The organism is Photorhabdus sp. P32, from assembly GCF_038085095.1.
Classification (GTDB): Bacteria; Pseudomonadota; Gammaproteobacteria; order Enterobacterales; family Enterobacteriaceae; genus Photorhabdus; species Photorhabdus luminescens.
The window spans coordinates 48,109-71,663 of record NZ_JAZGJN010000294.1; the positions used below are offsets into that span (position 1 = coordinate 48,109).

Consider the following 23,555-nt stretch of genomic DNA (forward strand, 5'->3'; position numbering starts at 1 on the left):
CGGGGCGCATTATGCGTATATCAGCTAAATGCGTCAACTGCTTTTTTCTCGAAATCTGCTTAAAGTCGCTTGTTTGTTTGGCATATAAGCATTTTGCTGACAAAACCAACAAAAAATGACATTACCCTTCGAGTAAGTGTTGTAACAGGACACCATTAAGCATAGCACGTTTAGTCAGAGCGAAAGCGCCAATAGCAGAACAGTGAACTAATTCAGAAACAACGATCGGCAGATCTTGACGAAATTCTTTCAAGACCTGAGAGTTGATACAACTTTGAATAGCGGGTAAAAGCACTTTCTGAGCTTCAGTAATTTCTCCCGCCAGAACAACCTTCTGTGGATTAAATAAATTAATCGCGATAGCGATGGCTTTACCGAGGTAATGGCCGACACTTTTTATTACTTCAGATGCGAGAGGATCATTTTGATTAGCGGCTTGGCAGATGGCTCTGATGTTGCAGTTATTCAATGTTAGCTGGCTTGGAAAACCTTGCTTTAATTGATGCTGAACTCGCGCTTCTATTGCTGAGTTAGCGGCGATAGTTTCCAGGCAGCCAAAATTGCCGCAGTGACAACGTTCACCGAGTGGATCAATTTGAATATGACCAATTTCACCTAAATTTCCTCTATTATTGAGAAGTATCTGGTTATTGATAATCACCCCGGCGCCAGTACCTCGATGGATACGTACTAATATTGAGTCTTCGCAATCACGGGTGGCGCCGAAATAGTGTTCAGCCAATGCCAAACTGCGAATATCATGACCAACAAAACAGGTAATGTTGAAATGCTTTTTCAAATTATCGACCAGAGTCCAGTGAGTCACTTTAATATGGGGCATATAACGAACGATGCCAGTATCTGGGTCAACTAATCCGGGCAGAATAACTGAGATGGCGATGAGTTCGCGTATCCTTGGTTGATTTTGTTGAATAAAGTTTTCTATTGCGTTGATGAGCTGGTTTTCAACTTTTTGCTGAGTGGCTTCAGGCAGTGGATAATGTTCTTCAACCAAGGCTTTGCCACTCATATCATAAAGAGCCAGAGTAGCATCATGGCGGCCAAGGCGAACACCGATAGTATGGAAGTGACGATTTTCTGTAACGATAGAAATGGCGCGGCGGCCTCCGGTAGAAGCTTGTTGATCGACTTCTTTAATCAAGCCCCGTTCAAGTAACTGACGAGTAATTTTAGTCACACTGGCTGGCGCAAGTTGACTTTGCTCAGCAATTTGAATGCGAGAGATTGGCCCTTGTTGATCAATCAACCGATATACCACGGCTCCGTTAAGTTGCTTGACAAGGTCAATATTACCAATTTGTTTTTGTGTGTTGTTATAATTCATCAGCTATTTCGTCCGTCAAAGTTCAGTTTCTTTTCCGTTAACGATGGTCTTGCGGATTTTAAAATCGTGACTGAAAACACTAAGGTTAGCGATTTTCCCGGTTTCGACGGCGCCAAGATATTTATCAACGCCAATTGCGCGGGCAGGGTAGAGAGTTGCCATTCTCAGTGCTTCATCTAGTGCAATACCAACATGTTCAACGCTATTTTTAACGGCATCCATCATAGTGAGAGAGGAGCCGCTTAGAACGCCGTTTTGATCAACACATAATCCGTTGCGATAGTATATGGTCTTACCTGCGAAGGTGAAATGCTCCATTTTACAGGTGGTAGGATCAAGCCCGGCAGGAGCCGTCGCATCCGTTACCAAAATTAATTTGTCATTTTTCAAACGTTTAGTATTACGAATATTGGGCCATGAAACGTGCAAACCATCAGCGATGATTCCAGCATAGATTTCAGGTGTATCAAAGATAGCGCCAATCAAACCAGGTTGACGCCCGGAAATAGCTGGCATGGCATTGTAAAGATGGGTTGAGATAGTAATCCCGTTTTGGAATCCCTGTCGGGCTTCTTCATAACTGGCATTTGAATGACCGGCAGAAACAACAATACCGGCTTCTACCAACTGCTGAATATATTTTTGTTCAACCATTTCCGGTGCGAGAGTCAACTTAGTGATGACATCAGCGTTATCGCACAGGAAATTTATCATTTTAGATGTGGGCTTACGAATAAGCTCTGGATTATGAGTGCCTTGCTTTACTGGATTGAGATAAGGTCCTTCCAGATGCAGGCCTAAAGCCTGATGCTGATTATGCTTAAGATAAGCGCGCATGACTTCAACAGAGGCCATCATTAATTCGTCTGTGCTGGTAATCAGAGTGGGTAAGTAGCTGGTGCAGCCAGAACGTTCATTAGTTCTTTGCATGATATCCAGCGTTTTTTCCGAAATGTTTTCCAACTGATCGCTGAACTGAACACTACCACAGCCATTCACTTGCAGATCAATAAAACCGGGGGAAAGAATTGCACCATTCAGATCACGTTTTTCAATATGTTCAGGTAACTCTTGGGTTGGGCAAATGTGTTTAATTAAGCCGTCTGCAATGATAACGGCATGCTCATCTAGTCTGTTGTGACCGGTATAGATAATGCAGTTGGTTAAAGCATACATCCTAGCCTCCTATGGAATCGGGAGATGATGATTGAAGGTAATGACGGTAATCAGCCTGCGAGAGGCATCAGGCTGCATAGATTCTTATTTTTTACTGGCGAATTCGCCGATAATATCTGCTTCCAGTTGGTAGAAGTATTTGACTGTTTTTACCTTCAATTCCATTGTTGCCGGTTCGTCACAGACAATGATGGATTTAGGATGCATTTGCAGGCAGCTTATGGTCCACATATGGTTAACATTGCCTTCAATTGCCGCTTGAATGGCTTGGGCCTTATTGAGACCTGTTGCAAGGATCATAATTTCTTCTGCATCCATCAATGTGCCTACACCTACGGTCAGAGCATATTTAGGCACCTGATTAATGTCATTATCGAAGAAACGGGAATTTGCCGTACGGGTTTCTACGGTAAGTGTTTTAATGCGTGTACGGGAAGTCAAAGATGACGCGGGTTCATTGAAAGCAATATGACCGTCGTTACCGACTCCTCCCATAAATAGATGAATTTGGCCGTAAGATTTAATTTTGTCTTCATAACGTTGACATTCCGCTTCGACATCAGAGGCATTACCATTGAGTAGATTGATATTTTCTTTTGGAATATCAATATGGTCAAAGAAATTATGGTACATAAACTTGTGGTAGCTTTGGGGATGATTTTCGGCGATACCGACATATTCATCCATATTGAATGTCACGACATGTTTAAAACTGACTTTCCCTGCTTTATGTAGAGCAATTAATTCTTTATAAGTTGCCAGTGGTGTACTGCCGGTTGGCAACCCCAAAAGAAAAGGATGCTCGGCGGTGGGATTAAATGCATTGATTTTGCTAACGATATAGTGTGCGGACCATTTACCAACGTCACTTGCATTCGTTAGGGGGATCAGCCTCATAAGTGCCTCTTAAAACAAGAAATTATAGCGGTTGGATAAATTAGCTGATTAACTAATCTTCTTATCGTGTGAATACTAAATCATTTTTATGATTAGGAATACGATGTAACTCAAAGATATTTTTTATCTTAAAATAAGACGTAAAAAATAGCCAGAAAATTAACAGAAAAAGTATGATTTTTGCTATTTTTGTCACCAATAAAGCCTGTCTTATTTTCTTGAGAAAAATAAAAGGGAACAAGAGATGGGTTCCCTTTTAAGTTCGAGATGTTTTTAACTACGATCTTTTATTTGGCGACCTTTTGTTTGATTTATCTGGAGGTAGCTGAGTACGTATCTGCCCGGCAATGCTTTCTGCCTGGGGGCCCAATACAACTTGAACACTCTGTTTACCTATTTTCAGCACGCCTTTTGCGCCTAATTGTTTTAACTGCTGTTCATCCAATTGCGTGTTGTCTTCAACGGTTAAGCGAAGACGGGTAATACAGGCATCTACCGTATGAATATTTTGTGCGCCGCCAAGAGCGGTAATGTAATGTTGGATTGTTTCGTTATCTTGGGCGGCGGAAACTGCTTGAGTTGTCTCTTCAATTTCGCGGCCTGGTGTACGGAAGTTGAAAATACGAATCATGAGGGTGAAGAAAACAAAGTACAGCACAAAGAACAAGGCGATTAACGGGATTAATAACCACGGCTTAGTTGCCAGACCCCAGTTCAATACAAGGTCAATTAATCCGGCAGAGAATCCAAAGCCATGCAGAATACCCAATAAATTAACGATGACCATGCTAACGCCAGCCAATATTGCATGTAGAACATATAAAGCTGGAGCCATGAATAAGAATGAGAATTCTATTGGTTCAGTTATACCGGTTAAGAATGCTGTCAAAGCAACGGATAATAGCATCCCGCCAATTTGAGGACGACGTTCCTTTGGTGCTGCGAAATACATTGCCAGTGCAGCGCCGGGTAAACCGCCCATAAAGATGGGATAAGCCCAGGCCATGTAAACTCCGGCATGGGGATCGCCGGCAAAGAAACGGTTTAAGTCGCCGCGGCTCATATCGGTGGCTATTTGAGTAATAGTAGAGCCATCAATACCGGGAACCGCTGCGCCGATGGTCAGAGAACGGACAACATCCGGGGCCAGACAGATATTATGTACGGAACTGGCTAAGTCATAAGTAATTTTCAGACAGTCACCCAGACTAAACCAGAAAACAGAATGCAGGATATAGTGCAAACCAAATGGAATAAGAGAGCGGTTAAGCACACCATAAGTAAACCATCCGACCGTACCGCTCTTTGATACTAAAAGGCTGAAAGAATCAATACCGTGCTGGACATATGGCCATACATAACCACATATCCATGCAATGAATAGACAAATAATGCCTGTCATGATGGGGACTAATCGCTTGCCAGCGAAGAAAGCAAGAAACTCTGGCAAACGTGTCTCTGAGAAGCGGTTATAACAGTGACCGGCAACAATACCTGCAATGATACCGGCGAAAAAAGACATATTGATAGTTGAGTCTATGACTGAGGTGGCTTTAGTGAGTACTAAAAAGCCAACGACACCTGCTAATGCGGCAGCGCCAGCATTATCTTTTGCTAAGCCTACTGCGATACCTAGTGCAAATAGCAGGGGGAGGTTTTCAAAAATACCACCGCCAGCGCTGGCGATGAAAGGAATATTAAATACATCGGGTTGGCCGAAACGTAGCAAAAGCGCAGCTACGGGAAGCGTGGCAATGGGAAGCATTAATGCTTTTCCCAATCGCTGCAAGTAATTGAATATACCCATAATGCTTACCTTAGTTGTAGGATGTTTTATTGAAAAAATAGCTCGCTATGAACAACAGCAATACAACTTATTTTTAGTTGAAAAATAATAAAAAGCTACACATAAATGAGTAATTGTGATCACTGTAGCGATATTGTTTAAAATTGCATAAATTAAGTCATCTGTAATAAACGGATTCAAATTTTCAATTGAATTAACATAATGATTTATTTGATTTTATGGCTTTTAGCTATCGAAATAGATTGAGTGACATAAAACTTGATTATGAAAAGTATATAATTGGATCAGAAAATCACAGGAAAGTGTTGATAAGGTTTTGTGAATGGGCACTTGCATGTACCCATTGATTTAGTGAATAGTTTAAGTGTTATGATAGACACTCACAGACGAAGTTTTGGTTTGACATATAACTTATTGAGATTTCTTCCCATGCTTTTTCCATACTATCTTCGAAGCATCCCATTGAAATTAAAGAGTTTATGTGTTGTAACTGCTGGCTAGTGGTAAATAGATTTTTTTCGTATATTGATATTATCTTCTCAGTAAGAGAATCTATGTTATATATAAATTTATACTCTGAAGAAAAATAAGAAGCTGCTTCAATTAAATTTAAATTGGGTAAAATTGTGCATACACCATTTAATGCAGCCTCTAATGGTGTAATGCCAAGGGTTTCATAGCGTGATGTACAGACAAAAATAGATTTATTTTTTATTTTATTGAAAACGCTGAGTAACTCCATTTGGGATAACTTATGCGATATAAAAAACTGTGACCGATATCTGGAGGGGACCATAGATATCAATTTATTCCTTCTGGTATTATTGTTCTCTTCATCACCTGCAATGAAGATTTTAACGGGAATACTTTTATCCAGTAAAACAATGGCTGAATTGATTAATAGTTCTATGTTTTTAAAATAATCTAATCTGGCTACCGCAGTAAATAACAATAATTCGTTTTTATTGGTTTTGATAAAATCATTAATATGTTTATTTTCTATATTCAATTCAGTATTTTCTTCAAGGAAAATAGGTGGGCTAATGTTTTTGATATTGTCTGTTTTTATGCCTTTTTTGAGTAAAAAATTACCTTGTAATTTCGAATGTTGGAAAACAAAATATTTTTTATCAATTAATATTTCAATCCCTTTCATTTGTTGAGTATTAAGGTGTTGAGCTTTATTTTTATTTTCAAAAGCATCATATGTCTTTTCCAAAGAATAGTGTTGCTGAAAGTCTTCTACGAAAGGGCCATGATGTGTTATACAACAAGGTATATGGGGAGGGTGATAGGATAATAATGTATCTGTTTGATAATAAACTATTGCAGGAACTATCTGAGTATTTTTTATCGATAATATTGAAATACATTTTTCTAGCATATTTCTTATGTCTGGAATTTTCATAGAGAAATTAAAAAATATATTTATACATTTTATACCTCTAATTATACCTTCGGTTATTTTAGGTGAAATTAATGATTCATCTCTTTTGTAGAGTATAAAGCCAGAAAGTAAGTTTCTTTTTATAAAATAATCAGCGACTTTTAGTGCGAATGATGTTGCTCCAACTTTAAAACCAGAACGATAATCATTTGATATGTAGTTGCCATTAATGACTATTACTGCTGGCGCTATTTTCTTGTTTGATATTATATTTATCATTTTTATTTCCCTTGGGATATTTTCTTAAGTAGGTGAAATTATTGAGTGTTATTTTTATGTGTTAATTTTTTGGTTTAATATTTAGAATGATTAGAATTGATTAAGTGTATCATATTATACCTGGATAGTTTTATTACAGATAAGATACTTGATAATATTATTACCATAATAATAAATTGCAAAGTATTTTATTGTTTATTTACGATGGTTTGAACATTAAAATGCGTGTATGTAACGTAACCCTTTATTATTCTTTAGTTTATTTTATTGTTCTGATTATATACCCTATGGATTTCAAGATGCATCGCGACGGCAAAGGAGCGAATCCCCGGGAGCATAGAGAACTATGTGACCGGGGTGAGCGAGTGCAGCCAACAAAGAGGCAACTTGAAAGATGACGGGTATAAATTTATTTTTAAATAGATACTCATTAGAACATCATTAATAGTGTTTCAATCATAAATTTGATATGTATAATTATTTTTTATATTTACAGAGTAAAAGTATCAATTAATAGGTAATTTAGAAATTTAAAATATAGATTTAATTTTCATTTTATCAAATGGTTACTTATAATAGATTATAGTATCGATTATTTATTCTTTAAAATTGGATGGTGGTTATTCAGTAATATTTGTTATGGTTGAATGAAATATTGATTGAAAACGGTTTCACTGGTTATTTCATATCGTAAATTACTCAACTCTTTTTCGTTTTCACGGATAATTATCATAAAGCGTGCTGTATTGTTGATATGTGCTACTATTGAGTGTTTTTTCAACATAAAGAAAGTTATATTCGTAACTGTTTGTTATATATAAGATTATAGGAACATGGATAAATGAGTTTAGATTGCTAACTATCATGCTTATTTTTCAGTAAAAAATTATAAAAACAGTTCCTTTTCTACAGAGAGTCGTTTTTTCGCTTCAACTTTGCACTGAATCGCCATTTTACATGAACAAACGGTTGTTTCTCAGCACTGCTTGTTGGATTATAGGCGGTTATGTGACGCGTTTTTGCATTATTGAGGTATAAAAAATGAGTGAGGCAGACGCCCGCCCGACAAACTTTATTCGTCAGATAATTGACGAAGATTTGGCAACTGGTAAACATACATTGGTACATACTCGTTTCCCGCCTGAACCCAATGGTTATCTGCATATTGGTCATGCGAAATCTATCTGTCTGAACTTTGGTGTTGCAAAAGACTATCAGGGCCAGTGTAATCTGCGCTTTGATGATACCAACCCAGTTAAGGAAGATGTTGAATACGTCGATTCTATTAAAAATGACGTTCAGTGGTTAGGTTTTGAGTGGAGTGGCGATATTCGCTACTCTTCTAATTATTTCGATACGCTGTATCAATATGCCATTGAATTGATCAACAAAGGTTTGGCTTATGTTGATGAATTGAGTCCGGAAGAGATCCGTGAATATCGTGGCACATTGAAAGAGCCAGGTAAAAATAGCCCATACCGTGACCGCAGTATTGAAGAAAATGTGGTGTTGTTCGAAAAAATGCGTGCCGGTGAATTTGACGAAGGTAAAGCTTGTCTGCGCGCCAAAATTGATATGGCATCACCTTTCATTGTGATGCGTGATCCAGTTTTGTACCGGATTAAATTTGCAGAACATCATCAATGTGGTGACAAATGGTGCATCTACCCAATGTACGATTTTACTCACTGTATTTCTGATGCGCTTGAAGGGATTACACATTCGCTGTGTACGCTGGAGTTTCAGGATAACCGCCGCCTGTACGACTGGGTGCTGGAAAATATCACCATTGATTGTCACCCGCGCCAATATGAATTCTCGCGCTTGAATCTTGAATACACGGTTATGTCTAAGCGTAAGTTGAATCTGCTGGTGACAGATAAGATTGTTGAAGGTTGGGATGATCCACGTATGCCGACCATCTCAGGCTTGCGTCGTCGTGGTTATACTGCCGCATCTATTCGTGAATTCTGTCGTCGTATTGGTGTCACCAAGCAGGACAACAATGTGGAAATGGCAGCGTTGGAATCTTGTATCCGCGATGATCTGAACGAAAATGCCCCTCGAGCAATGGCTGTTCTCGATCCGGTTAGATTAGTGATCGAAAATATGCCGGAAGGGGAGCAGATTTTGAGTATGCCTAATCATCCGAACAAACCGGAGATGGGCAGCCGTGAAGTGCCATTTAGCCGTGAGATCTATATTGATCGGGCAGATTTCCGTGAAGAAGCGAATCGTCAATATAAGCGTCTGGTATTGGGTAAAGAAGTTCGTCTGCGTAACGCTTATATCATTAAAGCGGAGCGCGTTGAGAAAGATGCTGACGATAATATCACGACAATCTATTGCAGCTACGATGATCAAACGTTGAATAAAGATCCGGCGGATGGCCGGAAAGTGAAAGGTGTTATTCATTGGGTTAGCGCGGCTCATGCGGTTCCCGCAGAATTCCGTCTGTATGATCGTCTGTTCAGCGTACCAAACCCAGGTGCGGAAGATGATTTCCTGGCGACAATTAACCCAGAATCACTAGTGATCCGTCAGGGTTTTGTTGAGCCGAGTTTAGTGGCTGCTAAATCAGAACAAACTTATCAGTTTGAGCGTGAAGGCTATTTCTGCGCTGATAGTTGTCATTCTAGTGCAGAAAATTTGGTATTTAACCGTACTGTTGGTCTGCGTGATACCTGGGCAAAAATTTCTCAGGATTAATTAAGATAATGAACTGTACCTCACAAGTTGGACATTTAATCCAGCAATTGAGGTGCAGTTTTTTTGTGTATAAATTTGTCATTACTAGAAGAAGGTTAAGTTATGGATAAAAGAGTCATCAGAATTATAAGATAAAATCAAAAATATCAATTCATTACGTAGTTATTGTAAATATAGTTATTACGAATCTAGTTATTATGATCGTTTTCATGCATAAAAACCTATATAAATTATTGATCAATAATTTATTTCTCTTTTGGGAATAAATTATCTGCCATGAAATCGACAAAAGCTCTGACTTTAGGTAATACCCAACGGTTAGATGGCCAGAGAACACGGAAGGTGCTTGAAGTACCCGCCCATTTATCCAGGATGGTTAACAATGCACCGTTAGCCAAGGCTTGTTTAACGGTAAAATCAGGCAAACAGGCGATGCCGTGACCTTGGATCGCCATGTGTAGCAGTGTTTCGACATGATTACTGGTTATTTTTGCTTGAAGATGTATGTCTATTTCAGATTTTCCTAAGCACAGAGGCCATTTTTCTAAAAGGCCGGTAGTTGGAAAACGATGCATCAAGCAGGCGTGGTGTAATAACTCTCCGGGGTGTGATGGTTTACCGTGTTGTGCAAAGTAGCTTGGAGCGCCAACATAGACGAAACGGCTAGACCCTATACGTTTATTCATTAATCGTGAATCGTTGAGTTCTCCAGTGCGAACAACGGCGTCGAACCCTTCATCGATAACATCAACTAATCGATCGCTAAAATCCAGTTCTAGTTCTATCTGTGGGTAACAAGCGGCAAAAGCAGATAAGACGGGTAGCATCAGGTTACTGAGCGATGGCAAACTCACTCGCAGGCGGCCTTGAGGGGCAGAGATGGAACTTAATAGTTCATGTTCCGCAGTGGAAATCTCGTCCAGGATACGTTTGCAGCGCTCAAGGAATAGAGTGCCTTCCGCCGTCAGACTGACACTACGGGTGCTACGCTGGAGCAGACGGACACCTAATTTCTCTTCTAATCGGGATATGCTTTTGCTAACGGACGACGGAGAGAGTCCGAGTTGCCGGGCTGCTGTTGCGAAGCTACGAGCTTCGGCTACATGGATGAAAATTATGAATCCACTCAAATTATTCATTTGGGCCTCCTGGGATTTTTTTAGGTCACTATTGGTGACAAGAAAGTCACTTCAGAAGTGATTGTAGGTCTATTTATCCACTATTAGCGAATCTGTAGTATGAAATAAAATTCATTTTGTTTTAGCTGCTACATGGAGGAAAGCCGCACAGATTCAAGGCTGAAAATCGAAATGGTCATGAAAATCAAAATGGATACGGGAGCGAGTGTAAGTAAAATTTCACTCGTCTTGTTTTATGGCTGCGATTATCCCTTTGAATACAGTGCGTGATGGAAGCACGGTATCTATATTCTTACCTACAGCATTGCAACAATCTGTGCTAACAGATTGATAGGATTACATAAACATAGAGCGACTATTTTTGGCTTGAGAATAGCCTTATATCATCCATTTCATCGGTTGAATGTTACTAAAAGGGTTTATTATGGAACTCGCTATCAACACTCAAAACGAGCTTAAAAAAGAAACTGGTTACTTTTTATCTCCACTATGGGAAGACGTTTTCTCTAAAGAACTATTGGAGGAGCTTAACTCGAATATATTTCTGGTCGCTTGCCGCTCTGGACAGGCGGACCAGCATTTATTAAGAAAGTTTATGATCCAGCACCATTACTATTCACAATATTTCACTCGCTATCTCTGTTCATTGATGGGAGGGTTAGCAGACCAAAAAGATTTTATACTGCTTTCTCACAATCTGTTAGAAGAGCTAACAGGAACCGATGCTGCAAAGGTATCTCACGCGGAGTTATATAAAAAGGCGATGGCAGCTATTAACGCTGTTCCTAAAAGTGACCCGATGCTTAACAGCACTCAGCAACTGATTGATGCCATGTTTCGCCACTGCCGCAGCGATGATTCTCTGAGAGGGCTTGCGGCACTGTGTTTAGGTGCTGAGGCGATCGTACCTTTGGTTTATGGCCCGATTTTGGATGCCTTGCAATTCATAAAGGCGCCTGATGATGCACTGCATTTCTTTAGAATCCATGTTGAAGAGGATGAAGATCATGCCATTGCGATGAGAAAAATTATTGATCGAATGGTTGAAGAGAAACCTTACCGGAGGGTGGATGTTATCGCAGTTGGTGAAGAAATGGTGCGTTTTCGCATTGCGATGCTTAATGAGCTATATCAAAGCAATATCAGGGTAAATACAGATGTAATGACACTTTTATCCGAGTGTGATTGAGATACTTTGCGTCATAAATGACATGTACAGCAAAAGTACTTGATATGGTTTCTAGTGATGAAATATCAGCATAAGGTGTTGATGGATATATTTCTGGCGAAATAGGTGATACAAACATTCGTCATCATATATAATGTAATAATTATTGGATTGAATTCATATGATATCAAAAATAAAAAATGAAATTAATAATTATCGATTTTCTTGAATGGAGAATGAACTTTAAATGTAAATATTGTTGTACAACAAATTATACAGCTAATATTGGAAAAGGTTGAGAAGAAGTACTATATTAGAGAATATGTGATTATTGTGAATAGCTTTTAAAATTTCCATGAGGATGATAGGTAAAACTCCGAAACGTAAGTTAAGGAGTATTTTTGCTAAAAATCTTGATAGATATGAAAGAAATAAAAGAGTTTTATATGAGATATGAGATTTTAAAAATCATTAATTACATATCCAGTAATTAGAATTGATTATATACCCTATAGATTTCAAGATGCATCGCGACGGCAAGGGAGCGAATCCCCGGGAACATAGATAACTATGTTTCCGGGGTGAGTGAGCGCAGCCAACAAAGAGGCAACTTGAAAGATAACGAGTATAAACAAGGTAATATATTGTGAATGGAGTTTTTCATGATAATACTGTTATCGAAGTTGTGAAATAAAAGTTGACTCTTGTTGAATCTTCCGATGTCTCTGAGTTTGAACGCATGGAGCGGTTCTTTAACATTCGCAAAGATGTGTTCCCACCAACTCATTTTCAGTCCACCGGTATTTTTACTAAGAATTCTAGATACCTCTTTTTGGGAATTAAGCTAAGGTGTAAGAGTTATTGTTGCCGTGATAGCATTAGAGGGGTACTATCCATTTGTTGCTTCTGATATTGAGAAAGCGATGAACAATACTTTGTTTAGTATAATGCGATATAGGGTAAATAAATTCTTTTTCGTGGGAAATAGCAATATATTTAACATATTAAAAAATGGTGGAGATTTTGATGCTATTTTTTTGAATTATAATCTTCTATTTATTCTTGAAGGAGATTCTTTTCAAGAGGCAACTTGAAAGATAACGGGTATATACCTAATAGATTTCGAGTTGCAGCGCGGCGGCAAGTGAATGAATCCCCAGGAGCATAGATAACTATGTGACTGGGGTGAGTGAAAGCAGCCAACAAAGCAGCAGCTTGAAAGATGAAGGGTATATAACATAGGAATAAATGATGACGGAGATATTTGTAAGACAAAATATTTTGAGTATTATTTCAGAATGAAAATTTTACAATAAACCACGATATTGGAGGTAATTATAGTGAAAAAAACGTTTTTCTCATCTGGAGATTTTGGCGAAGTTCCCGGAAAATTAATTGAAGATAAACCTGCTAAATTGATTCATGAAGATGTATTGAATTCTGAAGTGAGTCAAGATTTAAATTTCTCAAATGAAAGACGCCATAAAGTGGCTATGGTTAATTTACCCAGTAAAGTTCTCAGTATGACTCTGGGAGGGTTACAACCTGGGCAATCAACCCGTAAACACAGACACAGTTATGAAACCATAATATATATCGTTAATGGCGAGGGGTATTCACTCATTGGTGAACAACATGTTGCGTGGAAAACCGGTGATGCGATATATGTGCCTGTGTGGGCATGGCATCAACATGTTAATAGTAGTGCTATTGATGAGGTGCTCTATGTTGCATGTGAAAATGCGCCAATGTTACAAAACTTAGGTCTTGCTGTTCGTGAAGAGTTTTGAATTTAAATCAGTGTAGGTTGTATATACCCTATGGATTTCAAGATGCATCGCGACGGCAAGGGAGCGAATCCCCGGGAGCATAGATAACGATGTGACCGGGGTGAGTGAGTGCAGCCAACAAAGAGGCAACTTGAAAGATGACGGGTATAGATTGTATTTGAAAGTAGATAATGATTTAACCGGGATAAAAGCTTATTAGTAATATCCCGGTATTTTATATATGTTAATTGCATCTCAATCACCACGTTTTTTATTCATTTAACCTCGTGTTATTAAACTGTTTTCTATAATAGAAAGAACAAATCACGATTGGTAGTTTATTTTTTTATAATATTATCATTGGTAAATAATTTTATGTCTATTTTAGTTGAAAAACATTTGTATTAATCAATCTGTTTTTTAGAGCGTTTTTTATATTGTTAATCTTTCTTTTTGTATTATTTTTTATTTTGATATCAATGGTGTATATAATTGTCGTTGAATTTATTTATAATGTGTTCTCTGTCATGTTTTACAAAAAATCCCTTTTTTACCATTGATAATTCATGACGCGAAAAATAGTCTTTATAGATGTTGATTGGATAGTTTTAATTTTCTTTCTTAATGTAATGTTTTTTATTTTATAAATAGATTTACATTCTGACCATAATTTCATGGTTATATATGGCGTAAAGATTGACATTTTTTCCAAAATAAGAAAGAGATTAAATTCAACGTCATCATGCCGTTTATTGTCTTCTCATGGCTCGTTGTTACTGCACTTAGTAACTTCTGGGCAGCGGCTTACCTTACATAACTTTTGTGTTTGAAAGAGGTAATTAATGAAGAAATTTAAATTGCATACATTAGCAGCATTGACCGTGACAATTGGGCTTATCGGTTCTGCACATGCTTCCCAAACAGCACAGCAAGTGGTGGATGCACTGAGTCAATTAAAGGTTAATTATAAAGTTGTTGATAATCAAGCTGGAGATCACGGCGTTAACTGTGCGGTATTGGAGGCCGACTGGGCTAAATGCAATCGCGTGGATATTACGTTAACCAATGGTAATCAGGCGATTGACTCTTCTGACTGGGCGATTTATTTCCACAGTATCCGACAGGTTCTGAACGTAGATAATGAACAGTTCAAAATCACGCGTATTACCGGCGATTTACATAAACTGGAACCAACCGAAAAATTCACCGGTATTAAAGCTAATGAGCAGGTAAAACTGCCGTTTATAGGAGAGTATTGGCAGATTTATAGCACTGATTTTCTACCCCGCTGGTATGCAACGTCCGGTGATGCGAAACCTAAAGTGCTTGTTAATACGGATACAGAAGATCTAAGTCAATTTTTATCTGATTTCACCGGTGATCAATGGAAACGCACACAGACAGATAACAATATTCTGATGACGCCTGAAAATCGTTATATGAAGAATTTGCAGGTTAAAAAGGTTGGATCAGAAAAATTGCGTGGGCAAATTATCCCGACACCAAAAGAGGTTCAGATTTTTACCGAGGATGTTGATTTATCTGGTGGGGTGAGACTGGAATTGGGTGGTTTAAATGACGAGGCAGTTATTCTTGTTAGAAAACGTTTTACTGATCAAGGAATTAAATTAGAAAATAGTGGTTATCCCGTTGCGACTCAAATTGTCTCTTCAGATTTTATTGGCGATTGGAAAGTTAAAGGGGCTTACCGCCTGAATATTACCCAGAATGGAGCACAAATTGTTGCTTTTGACCAATCAGGGGTGTTTTACGGTCTTCAATCTCTGTTGTCATTAATTCCTGTTGATGGCGATAGGAAGATTGCGACTTTAACGGCAAAAGATGCGCCGCGCTTTGAATATCGTGGGGTTCTCCTTGATGTAGGGCGTAATTTCCACAGTAAGCAGGCTGTCTTGCGTTTGCTTGACCAAATGGCAAGTTACAAGCTGAATAAATTTCATTTCCACCTGTCTGATGATGAAGGTTGGCGTTTGGAAATTCCTGGATTACCTGAGTTGACGGAAGTTGGCAGCCAGCGGTGTCATGATTTAAGTGAAACTCAATGTTTATTACCACAACTGGGTTCAGGCCCTGATAACAACAACATGGGTAGCGGATATTTCAGCCGTCAAGATTACATTGATATTCTGAAATATGCCAAAGCCCGTTATATCGACGTTATTCCTGAAATTGATATGCCGGCCCATGCTCGTGCCGCCGTTGTTTCTATGGAAGCCCGCTATAAGAAATTAATTGCTCAGGGGAATGTGAAAGGAGCGAATGAATATCGTTTGCTGGACCCAGCGGATACCACCAGAGCGACATCTGTTCAGCTCTATGATCGTCGCAGTTATTTGAACCCGTGTATGGATTCTTCAAAACGATTTGTTGAGAAAGTTATTGGTGAAATTGCTGCTATGCATCAAGCGGCAGGCTCACCATTGGAGACTTGGCATTTCGGCGGAGATGAAGCGAAGAATATCCGTCTGGGAAATGGATTCCAGGATAAAAATGGCCCTATCGTACCGGGTAAGGGCATTATTGATAAAAGTGTGGAGGATAAACCGTGGGCTAAATCTCCGGTTTGTCAGAAGCTGATAGAACAGGGTGTTGTGAAAGATATTGATCAATTTGCCAGCTACTTTGCAATTGAAGTGAGCAAAATTGTCAATGCTAATGGTATCGAGAGGATGCAGGCGTGGCAGGATGGTTTAAAACATGTCGACAGCGCTAAAGATTTTGCTACTAAACGCGTTGGAGTGAATTTCTGGGACACTCTCTACGATGGCGGCTTTGATTCAGTCAATGATTGGGCAAATAAGGGCTATGAAGTGGTGATATCTAGCCCGGACTATATTTATCTGGATATGCCGTATGAAGTTCATCCACAAGAACGTGGCTACTATTGGGCGGCTCGTTTTAATGATGAAGCGAAGATCTTTAGTTTTGCACCCAATAACATCCCACAAAATGCTGAAACTTCCGTTGACCGTGATGGTAATGCATTCAGTGCGAAAAGCGATAAACCGTGGTCGGGCGCTTACGGGCTTTCAGGTCAAGGATGGAACGAAACGGTTCGGACAGATGAACAGATGGAATACATGATTTATCCACGCTTGCTACCGCTGGCAGAACGGGCATGGCACCGGGCCGGTTGGGAGTTGGATTATGTTCCCGGTCAGGTATATAAGCGAGGAGAAACGTATAAAGTCGATATTGATGCGCTTAATCATGATTGGACCCGGTTCGCTAACCTGATAGGGCAACGTGAACTTAGTAAACTGGATAAAGCAGGCATTGCTTACCGTCTGCCGGTTCCGGGGGCTAAGGTAAAACGTGGTATTTTGCGGGCTAATGTTGCTTTGCCAGGGTTGGTAATCCAGTATTCGACTGATGGCGGTCGTCACTGGGAAGTTTATAACAACCATAAACGTCCAAGAGTGAAAGGTGATGTGTTGATCCGTTCTGTCAGCCCGGATGGTAAACGTTACAGTCGAGTTGATAATGTAAAGGCATGATCATGTTGTAGCAAGAGGGGAACCCTGATGGGTTCCTCAGATTATTGACGTTAGCTATGCAAAAATTTTTCAATAGATGAAACTCAATTACCTCTTCATTTATTGAATGAATGGGGGAAATTTATCGCGCGCGGCATCACTATTGAAGTTGATTATAGACATTCATTGAATTACATTTGCATTACAATGTAATTCAACAAAAGATCTCTTATATGGCTACAAACCAATTAGTGCAAACCCGTATTGATGGAGAGATTAAGGCAGAAGCGGCTGCCGTTCTAGCTGCTATGGGTCTGACTGTATCAGATGCCGTTCGCATGATGTTAACGCGGGTAGCAAGAGAAAAAGTGTTACCTTTTGAACCGTTGATACCAAATGAGACAACAATAGCTGCAATGAAAGAAGCTCGCAAAGGTCGCGGTAAATCATTCTCCACTGTAAAAGATTTAATGGCTGATCTTAATGCGGACGATTGACTACGCAAGCCAATTCAAGCGAGATTACAAGGGAGAAAAGAAAGGTCGGCATCGTGAAGTTCTTGATGACGTACTGATGCTGGTGGTTGAATTATTGGCTTCTGATAGCTTGCTAGAGCTGAAATATTGCGATCATGCTCTTTCAGGCGGGTTATATCACAGAGAAATAGATGGATGTTCAATTCCACAAGCTTGAGCGTACCTTGCCAGTGTATCAATAGAGGCTCTGGTTACATTTTTTTCCATGCGTGACACCGTTGACGGTGTTACACCCAAGATCTTTGCAAGGTCAGCGCGGGTTAATTTCGCGCTGGTTCGCCATTGCTCCAGTGTATTTTGAAGGCGTTCTTTGCGAAGCTCTGCTTCATAGGCCGCTTTAAACGCTGGATCTTCTATCATTTCGGCCATTATCTGAGTATGTGTTTTGTACTTAGCCATTTAACATTTCCTCTAACCGTTTGAATGCAAGTTCAATTTCACTGCGTGGAGTTTTTTACGTTTTTTTGATGAAAATTATTAGTATAAATATCTGTTTTTCTTTCTGATATACCCATTAGTATCTAGCTTCCTCAGTCTGGGGAACCCTTGATGGGTTCCCCTTTCTAGGTAGATAAAAAATTAGAGGTTCAGGCGTGAATTACTTCTCGTCATGTGCACTACTATCTTCGCGGCAATTACCGGCGGAGCAGTGACCATATAAATAAAGGCTGTGGTTTGAAAGTTTAATCCCATAACGCTCAGCAATGTTCTTCTGGCGTCTTTCAATATATTTGTCACTGAATTCAATGACTTTACCACAGTCCAGGCAGATTAAATGGTCGTGGTGGTGTTGTTGAGTGAGTTCAAAAACCGATTTGCCGCCCTCAAAGTTGTGACGGGTGACAATACCGGCATCATCAAACTGATTCAACACGCGGTAGACAGTAGCAAGTCCAATCTCTTCACCGTTATCAATCAGTTTCTTGTAGAGATCTTCCGCACTGACATGGTGGTATTCAGGCTCCTGTAACACTTCCAATATCTTAAGACGAGGAAGTGTAACTTTAAGTCCAGCATCTTTTAATGCTTTATTGTTGTCGGTCATGCGGATTCAGTCCTGTTACTCTGTAAAGTGAACTTAGCGATACTTCAAAAAGTACCAGTTAGTTATCAGATTATGATTATAGGCATGGCTAATGAAAATGAAAACCACGTTAACCTTAACTTTCATTACACATTTTGCCAGAATAATCATTTATAAAATGCAGGAATAACCTTACTATTTATCATGTTTAGGCTGTTTTTTGCCGTTCTTCGTAATAAAAAGCGGATTTAAGCAGTGTTCTGATAAAAGTAATAGCCTTTGAGTGCGATCCCACAGGGCAAGTGAAGCGAGTCACCTCTCACCTACCGTGGGTTCACTATTGATAAGCAATGGCCTGCATCCATTACGCTTATTGGGATAGGCCGCTATCCTGCAAGAATTTCTGACAAACTCAGCTCTTCGTAAATCTGCTTAGTCCAGGCATTAACACGCTCTTCGGTTAATTCTGGTTGGCGGTCTTCATCAATAGCAAGCCCGATAAAATGGTTATCATCAGCCAGACCTTTTGATTCTTCGAAGTGATAGCCCTCAGTTGGCCAATGACCAACGATAACGGCGCCGCGGGGTTCAATAATGTCACGGATAGTTCCCATCGCATCACAGAAATATTCCGCGTAATCTTCCTGATCGCCGCAACCAAAAAGGGCGACTAACTTCCCTTCAAAATCGATCTCTTCCAGAGTAGGGAAGAAATCATCCCAGTCGCACTGTGCTTCACCGTAGTACCAGGTAGGGATGCCGAGTAGCAGAATATCGAACTGTTCGATATCTTCTTTGCTGCTCTTGGCAATATCATGGACTTCTGCAATGTCGGAACCCAGAATCTTTTGGATCTTTTTGGCAATATTTTCTGTGTTGCCGGTATCGCTGCCGAAAAATATACCTATAATTGCCATAGGATAATATAACCTCTTGTTTTATTTGTGTATTTCTGTATGAGATATACGTATAAAATGTTAAAAATCAGTAAAAAAGGTTCTGATTGTATTAATAAAAAAACAAAATCCTATTTTGACTAAACAGTCAGGACAATTCTGTCAAGTTTGTGTGATTTCGTGCCTTCAATGCTATCAAGTCGTGATGTTGCTTTCTGCTAACTGGGCCAGCAAAATTTGCTCGATGAGTTCACTGCGGCTGATGTTGCGTTGCTGTGCAAGAAAGTTAAGCGCATCTACTGCATCAGCATTTATTTTCAGTTCCACACGACGCAGACCACGCACCTTATCACGGCGAAGTTGGTTACGCTTGTTGACTCTGAGTTGTTCATCCCTGGAAAGTGGGTTGGTTTTTGGGCGCCCCGGTCTGCGTTCATTTGCGAACAAATCCAGAGTGGTGCGATCCATTTGTTCTTTTGCCATAAATTCAATTAGTAAAGGGCGTATACCATAAAATATAGCACGCCATGATACCCCAGCTTCTAGTGTATCGCTACTGCCTGACAAAGATAAAAGCGGCGTCACTGCTTATCCGTAAAGGATTGTGATTGAATTCCCGTTTTAGCGGTGCTGGTATTTTCTACGGTATTCTATGGGGGTTAACCCATTAAGTTTCTTAAATAACTCTCTGAAATAGCGAGTATCTTCATAACCAACTTCATGGCTGATCTCTTCTATGGTCTTGTTCGATTTTTCTAACCGGCATTTCGCCAGAGATAATCGAATCTGTTGGATATATTGAATAGGTGTCTGGCCGGTGGCCGTCTTAAAGCGCCTCTTCATCTGCCTTTCACACAGATGAATTTTATCGGCCAAATTGCCGACTGATAATCTGTCTGATGGGGCAGAATGCATCCAGTCTTGTAGTTTGTGGATTAATGTATCTGAATGCTGGCGATAGGGCACAAAACTTGCCAGAGTATGCGGAGGGCGGCCTTCCATATCGCCAAAGATAAGCTGACTACAGGTTTCTCTGGTATTTTGACCATATATCTGTTCAACAATATGCATCATGACATCGTTGTATTCATAAGTGCCGGAAGTACAAAAGATATTGTTATCTCTGGTGACTTTTATTTTCGAGTGTAACTGGACTTGTGGAAACATATCCTTAAATAAGTTGGTAAACAGCCAGTGTGTGGTGGCTTTGCGGTTATTGAGCAAGTTAGCTTTAGCTAGGATAAAGGAGCCAGAGCAAATGGAGACGATAGGGATATTTTTTTGTTCCATCATTTGCAGCCAATCTAAGGTTTCCTGAGTGCAAGAATCGAGATCGTTGTAGGGGAGCCCGATTGCCCCCACCAAGACAATATCTGTTTGTTTAATTTCTCCTATGAGTTTATTGGGTTTTAACCGAACACCGCCTAGCCCAATCACATCTTGATTATCCTGTGTGACGATATTGATTTCTGGCTCTGGCGCACCGGCTAAGTGAGCAGCAATGGTTAAAATTTCTATCGGGCCGGTAATAGAAGTTAGAGATCCTCCTGAAAATGCCAAAGCGCTTAACGAAACTGGATTCCTATCCATAAGAGTTCTCCAACTTAAAAATTAAGATGCATAAAAATATTTGATTTATCTAACATATTAATAACTTGACGTTACAATTTAAATAATTTATTTACATTCGGTTAATTTGTTGAGCAAATAAATAAAAATAGACACATTTTGAGTCAAAATTTATTCTTCTCTTTTTTAAGAAATGAAACTGAATGCCAATTCAGCTTTCGCCAATTTGTTGATGCCATAAATGGGCGTATAGGCCGTCTTGTTGAAGTAGTTGATCATGTGAGTCAAATTCGACGATTTGTCCTTGATCTAACACGCAAATTTTGTCGGCATGGCGAATCGTGTTGAGCCGGTGAGCAATACTAATAACGGTTCTGTTACGGCATATTTCATCCATATTTGCCATGATTGCGGCTTCAGATTCATAATCTAATGCTGAGGTGGCTTCATCGAGGATCAGGATAGTGGGATTAACCAACAGCGCTCTTGCCAATGCGATTCGCTGTCTTTGACCACCAGAGAGATTTGCTCCTTTCTCCCCGACTGGATGAGCAAAACCGTGAGGAAACGATTGGATAAATTCAATGGCGCCGGATAACTCAGCAGCGCGATAGACTTCTGCATCAGTGGCGTTGGGTTTACATAGTCGAATGTTATCGATGATGCTGCCAGAAAATAGGATACTTTCCTGGAGCACAACACTCATATTGCGGCGTAAAGAGACGGGATCGGCAATCGCTAAATCCATACCATCAATTAGAACTTGCCCATGTTGAGGGACATATAGCCTTTGCAGTAAGCGGGTGAGAGTGCTTTTACCTGAACCTGATGGGCCGGTTATGCCAATAAATTGCCCCGATTTTATTGATAACGATAAATTTGCCAGAACCTCTGGTGTATCGTCATGATAGCGAAAGCGAATGTTTCTGAATTCAATCTGGCCTTCCAGCTCAGGTACCGAAGCTAATCCCTGTTTACTGTTCTCCATCGGTTCATCAAGAATATCCCCCACACGTTTCAGAGCGATTAACGTATGCTGAAAATCCTGCCAAACCTGCGCCAGTCGAAGAATTGGTTGGGTGACATGTCCGGCTAGCATATTAAAAGCGATAAGTTGCCCTGGAGTCAGTTCACCACGTAAAACTTCTGTCACTCCCCACCATAAAAGGATTGCGGTGGTAAATTTTTGGACAAAATCGATTCCTTGCCCGGCAATTAAACCGCTTTTTTGTGCTGCAAAGCTTTTAGTCAATTGTTGGCTGAGAATACGTTGCCACTGATGTAAAAAACGCTTTTCAGTGGCGGTGGTTTTAATGGTTTCAATACCTGTTACGGTTTCGGTCAAAAAGCTCGTTGCATTCGCATCGGTTTCATATTCTGCTTCTACTTTACGGCGAATAATTGGCCCAGCGATGATCCAGAATATGAAATAAACAGCGAGCGAGCCAATAACGATCCAGGTCAGTATTTTGGCATAGTAAAACATGACGCCAATGAACATGATGACGAAAATCAGATCTAACAGCAGCATCAGGGTAGAACCGGTCAAAAACTGGCGGATTTGAGACATTTCTCTGACTCTGGCAATAATTTGCCCGGTTTGCCGTTGCTTAAAATATTGCAGTGGCAAGCTTGTCAGATGACGATACAACCGTCCGGAAAGTTCGGAGTTTATCTGGCTTGCCATGTGTCCAAACACGGTGTTGCGCATAAAGCTATATAAAGGTTCGGCAAGGGCGATAGCGAGCATAGCCATACCTAAGACATGCAGGCTGGATAAACTTCGTCCTACCAATACTTTATCGATGATGTTTTCAAATAGGATTGGGCTGACCAGCGCAAATAGTTGCAGAACAATGGCAAATAAAAATAGATCTCTGATCTGACTTTTCTGCCGGAAAATGGAGGGATAAAACCAGCTCAGGCCGAATCTGACATGTTTTTTAGTTAACTCTTGATCGGCGATTAAAAGGATCTTATAGACATGTTCTTTATTATCAGCAAATAGAGAGAGTGACCGCATTTGTTCAGTAGCAGGATCGAGAACCGTAATATGGGTGTTACTGACTTCAATAAGTACCCACCATTGTTGTTCCAGTTCAATCAATGCTGGCAGAGGTAACGTTGGCCCGGTATTGACAGTTAATTGCTCAATTTTACTGTGTAGCCCAATGGCGTCAGCGGCTTCACGTAGTTGTAAGTCATTTAGATGTAAAGAATCAAACCCCAGTTTGTGTTGAAGTTGATCGATAGTGGCCGATTTATGAAATTGTTTTCCCACATAGACAATACAATCCAGCGCCTGATTATGGGTGCTGTTACCGGAGTCGGTAGCGGAAGAGTGTAATCCGTTCACG

General features: G+C 39.9%; 18 protein-coding genes. 6 read left to right on the plus strand and 12 right to left on the minus strand.

From position 1 onward, the window contains the following. Positions 1-121: 121 nt before the first annotated feature. The 5 genes from nagC to V2H77_RS23145 form a co-directional block, all read right to left on the minus strand. Positions 122-1,345, minus strand: coding sequence for a DNA-binding transcriptional regulator NagC (gene nagC / locus V2H77_RS23125; protein ID WP_341500639.1), 1,224 nt, complete (start codon positions 1,343-1,345; stop codon positions 122-124). A gap of 15 nt (positions 1,346-1,360) precedes the next feature. After that, positions 1,361-2,521: an N-acetylglucosamine-6-phosphate deacetylase gene (gene nagA, locus V2H77_RS23130; RefSeq protein WP_341500640.1), complete on the minus strand. Its 1,161-nt coding sequence runs from the start codon at positions 2,519-2,521 to the stop codon at positions 1,361-1,363. Positions 2,522-2,605: 84 nt separating this feature from the next. Beyond that, the gene (gene nagB, locus V2H77_RS23135) at positions 2,606-3,418 is read right to left on the minus strand and encodes a glucosamine-6-phosphate deaminase (protein ID WP_341500641.1); all 813 of its coding nucleotides are present in this window, start codon (positions 3,416-3,418) and stop codon (positions 2,606-2,608) included. A 277-nt stretch (positions 3,419-3,695) separates the two neighbouring features. Further along, complete coding sequence (gene nagE, locus V2H77_RS23140) at positions 3,696-5,225, minus strand: N-acetylglucosamine-specific PTS transporter subunit IIBC (protein WP_341500642.1); 1,530 nt, start codon at positions 5,223-5,225, stop codon at positions 3,696-3,698. A gap of 367 nt (positions 5,226-5,592) precedes the next feature. Further along, positions 5,593-6,891: a glycosyltransferase gene (locus V2H77_RS23145; RefSeq protein WP_341500643.1), complete on the minus strand. Its 1,299-nt coding sequence runs from the start codon at positions 6,889-6,891 to the stop codon at positions 5,593-5,595. A gap of 1,041 nt (positions 6,892-7,932) precedes the next feature. On the opposite strand from V2H77_RS23145, the gene glnS reads away from it, so the two are divergent. Then, positions 7,933-9,600, plus strand: a complete 1,668-nt coding sequence (gene glnS, locus V2H77_RS23150) for a glutamine--tRNA ligase (RefSeq protein WP_341500644.1) — start codon at positions 7,933-7,935, stop codon at positions 9,598-9,600. A gap of 245 nt (positions 9,601-9,845) precedes the next feature. On the opposite strand, the gene V2H77_RS23155 is transcribed toward glnS, so the two are convergent. Next, positions 9,846-10,739 carry a LysR family transcriptional regulator gene (locus V2H77_RS23155; RefSeq protein ID WP_139656191.1) on the minus strand — a complete coding sequence of 298 codons (894 nt, stop codon included), beginning with the start codon at positions 10,737-10,739 and terminating at the stop codon, positions 9,846-9,848. Positions 10,740-11,163: 424 nt separating this feature from the next. Between V2H77_RS23155 and V2H77_RS23160 the strand changes: the two genes are divergently transcribed. The 5 genes from V2H77_RS23160 (at position 11,164) to V2H77_RS23180 (ending at position 17,866) form a co-directional block, all read left to right on the plus strand. Then, entirely contained in the window at positions 11,164-11,928 is a 765-nt protein-coding gene (locus V2H77_RS23160) for a TenA family transcriptional regulator (RefSeq protein WP_341500645.1), read from the plus strand. A gap of 1,319 nt (positions 11,929-13,247) precedes the next feature. Next, positions 13,248-13,697, plus strand: coding sequence for a cupin domain-containing protein (locus V2H77_RS23165; RefSeq protein WP_341500646.1), 450 nt, complete (start codon positions 13,248-13,250; stop codon positions 13,695-13,697). Positions 13,698-14,518: 821 nt separating this feature from the next. Continuing rightward, entirely contained in the window at positions 14,519-17,194 is a 2,676-nt protein-coding gene (locus V2H77_RS23170; protein WP_341500647.1) for a beta-N-acetylhexosaminidase, read from the plus strand. A 212-nt stretch (positions 17,195-17,406) separates the two neighbouring features. Then, complete coding sequence (locus tag V2H77_RS23175; protein WP_341500648.1) at positions 17,407-17,670, plus strand: type II toxin-antitoxin system RelB/DinJ family antitoxin; 264 nt, start codon at positions 17,407-17,409, stop codon at positions 17,668-17,670. Further along, the gene (locus V2H77_RS23180; RefSeq protein WP_341500649.1) at positions 17,657-17,866 is read left to right on the plus strand and encodes a type II toxin-antitoxin system mRNA interferase toxin, RelE/StbE family; all 210 of its coding nucleotides are present in this window, start codon (positions 17,657-17,659) and stop codon (positions 17,864-17,866) included. Before V2H77_RS23175 ends, V2H77_RS23180 begins: the two co-directional genes overlap by 14 nt. On the opposite strand, the gene V2H77_RS23185 is transcribed toward V2H77_RS23180, so the two are convergent. The 6 genes from V2H77_RS23185 to V2H77_RS23210 form a co-directional block, all read right to left on the minus strand. After that, positions 17,827-18,108, minus strand: coding sequence for a helix-turn-helix transcriptional regulator (locus V2H77_RS23185; RefSeq protein WP_341500650.1), 282 nt, complete (start codon positions 18,106-18,108; stop codon positions 17,827-17,829). The two genes, V2H77_RS23180 and V2H77_RS23185, sit on opposite strands and share 40 nt — an antisense overlap. A gap of 199 nt (positions 18,109-18,307) precedes the next feature. Beyond that, positions 18,308-18,754: a ferric iron uptake transcriptional regulator gene (gene fur, locus V2H77_RS23190; protein WP_036776678.1), complete on the minus strand. Its 447-nt coding sequence runs from the start codon at positions 18,752-18,754 to the stop codon at positions 18,308-18,310. Positions 18,755-19,119: 365 nt separating this feature from the next. Then, complete coding sequence (fldA, locus tag V2H77_RS23195) at positions 19,120-19,650, minus strand: flavodoxin FldA (RefSeq protein ID WP_049583609.1); 531 nt, start codon at positions 19,648-19,650, stop codon at positions 19,120-19,122. Positions 19,651-19,824: 174 nt separating this feature from the next. Further along, entirely contained in the window at positions 19,825-20,112 is a 288-nt protein-coding gene (gene ybfE / locus V2H77_RS23200; RefSeq protein WP_049583800.1) for a LexA regulated protein, read from the minus strand. Positions 20,113-20,250: 138 nt separating this feature from the next. Further along, the gene (locus tag V2H77_RS23205) at positions 20,251-21,219 is read right to left on the minus strand and encodes a GlxA family transcriptional regulator (RefSeq protein WP_265378394.1); all 969 of its coding nucleotides are present in this window, start codon (positions 21,217-21,219) and stop codon (positions 20,251-20,253) included. A gap of 190 nt (positions 21,220-21,409) precedes the next feature. Continuing rightward, on the minus strand, positions 21,410-23,554 hold the full coding sequence (locus tag V2H77_RS23210; protein WP_341500651.1) for a type I secretion system permease/ATPase: 2,145 nt from the start codon (positions 23,552-23,554) through the stop codon (positions 21,410-21,412). Position 23,555: the final 1 nt, after the last annotated feature.

What these genes read in the sequence shown, in the direction of transcription:
- V2H77_RS23155 (WP_139656191.1), bottom strand. Translation starts at nt 10,739, where the DNA reads ATGAATAATTTGAGTGGATTCATAATTTTCATCCATGTAGCCGAAGCT.
- fldA (WP_049583609.1), bottom strand. Translation starts at nt 19,650, where the DNA reads ATGGCAATTATAGGTATATTTTTCGGCAGCGATACCGGCAACACAGAA.
- V2H77_RS23180 (WP_341500649.1), top strand. Translation starts at nt 17,657, where the DNA reads ATGCGGACGATTGACTACGCAAGCCAATTCAAGCGAGATTACAAGGGA.
- V2H77_RS23185 (WP_341500650.1), bottom strand. Translation starts at nt 18,108, where the DNA reads ATGGCTAAGTACAAAACACATACTCAGATAATGGCCGAAATGATAGAA.
- V2H77_RS23145 (WP_341500643.1), bottom strand. Translation starts at nt 6,891, where the DNA reads ATGATAAATATAATATCAAACAAGAAAATAGCGCCAGCAGTAATAGTC.
- ybfE (WP_049583800.1), bottom strand. Translation starts at nt 20,112, where the DNA reads ATGGCAAAAGAACAAATGGATCGCACCACTCTGGATTTGTTCGCAAAT.
- V2H77_RS23175 (WP_341500648.1), top strand. Translation starts at nt 17,407, where the DNA reads ATGGCTACAAACCAATTAGTGCAAACCCGTATTGATGGAGAGATTAAG.
- fur (WP_036776678.1), bottom strand. Translation starts at nt 18,754, where the DNA reads ATGACCGACAACAATAAAGCATTAAAAGATGCTGGACTTAAAGTTACA.
- nagC (WP_341500639.1), bottom strand. Translation starts at nt 1,345, where the DNA reads ATGAATTATAACAACACACAAAAACAAATTGGTAATATTGACCTTGTC.
- nagA (WP_341500640.1), bottom strand. Translation starts at nt 2,521, where the DNA reads ATGTATGCTTTAACCAACTGCATTATCTATACCGGTCACAACAGACTA.
- nagE (WP_341500642.1), bottom strand. Translation starts at nt 5,225, where the DNA reads ATGGGTATATTCAATTACTTGCAGCGATTGGGAAAAGCATTAATGCTT.
- V2H77_RS23170 (WP_341500647.1), top strand. Translation starts at nt 14,519, where the DNA reads ATGAAGAAATTTAAATTGCATACATTAGCAGCATTGACCGTGACAATT.
- glnS (WP_341500644.1), top strand. Translation starts at nt 7,933, where the DNA reads ATGAGTGAGGCAGACGCCCGCCCGACAAACTTTATTCGTCAGATAATT.
- nagB (WP_341500641.1), bottom strand. Translation starts at nt 3,418, where the DNA reads ATGAGGCTGATCCCCCTAACGAATGCAAGTGACGTTGGTAAATGGTCC.
- V2H77_RS23205 (WP_265378394.1), bottom strand. Translation starts at nt 21,219, where the DNA reads ATGGATAGGAATCCAGTTTCGTTAAGCGCTTTGGCATTTTCAGGAGGA.
- V2H77_RS23160 (WP_341500645.1), top strand. Translation starts at nt 11,164, where the DNA reads ATGGAACTCGCTATCAACACTCAAAACGAGCTTAAAAAAGAAACTGGT.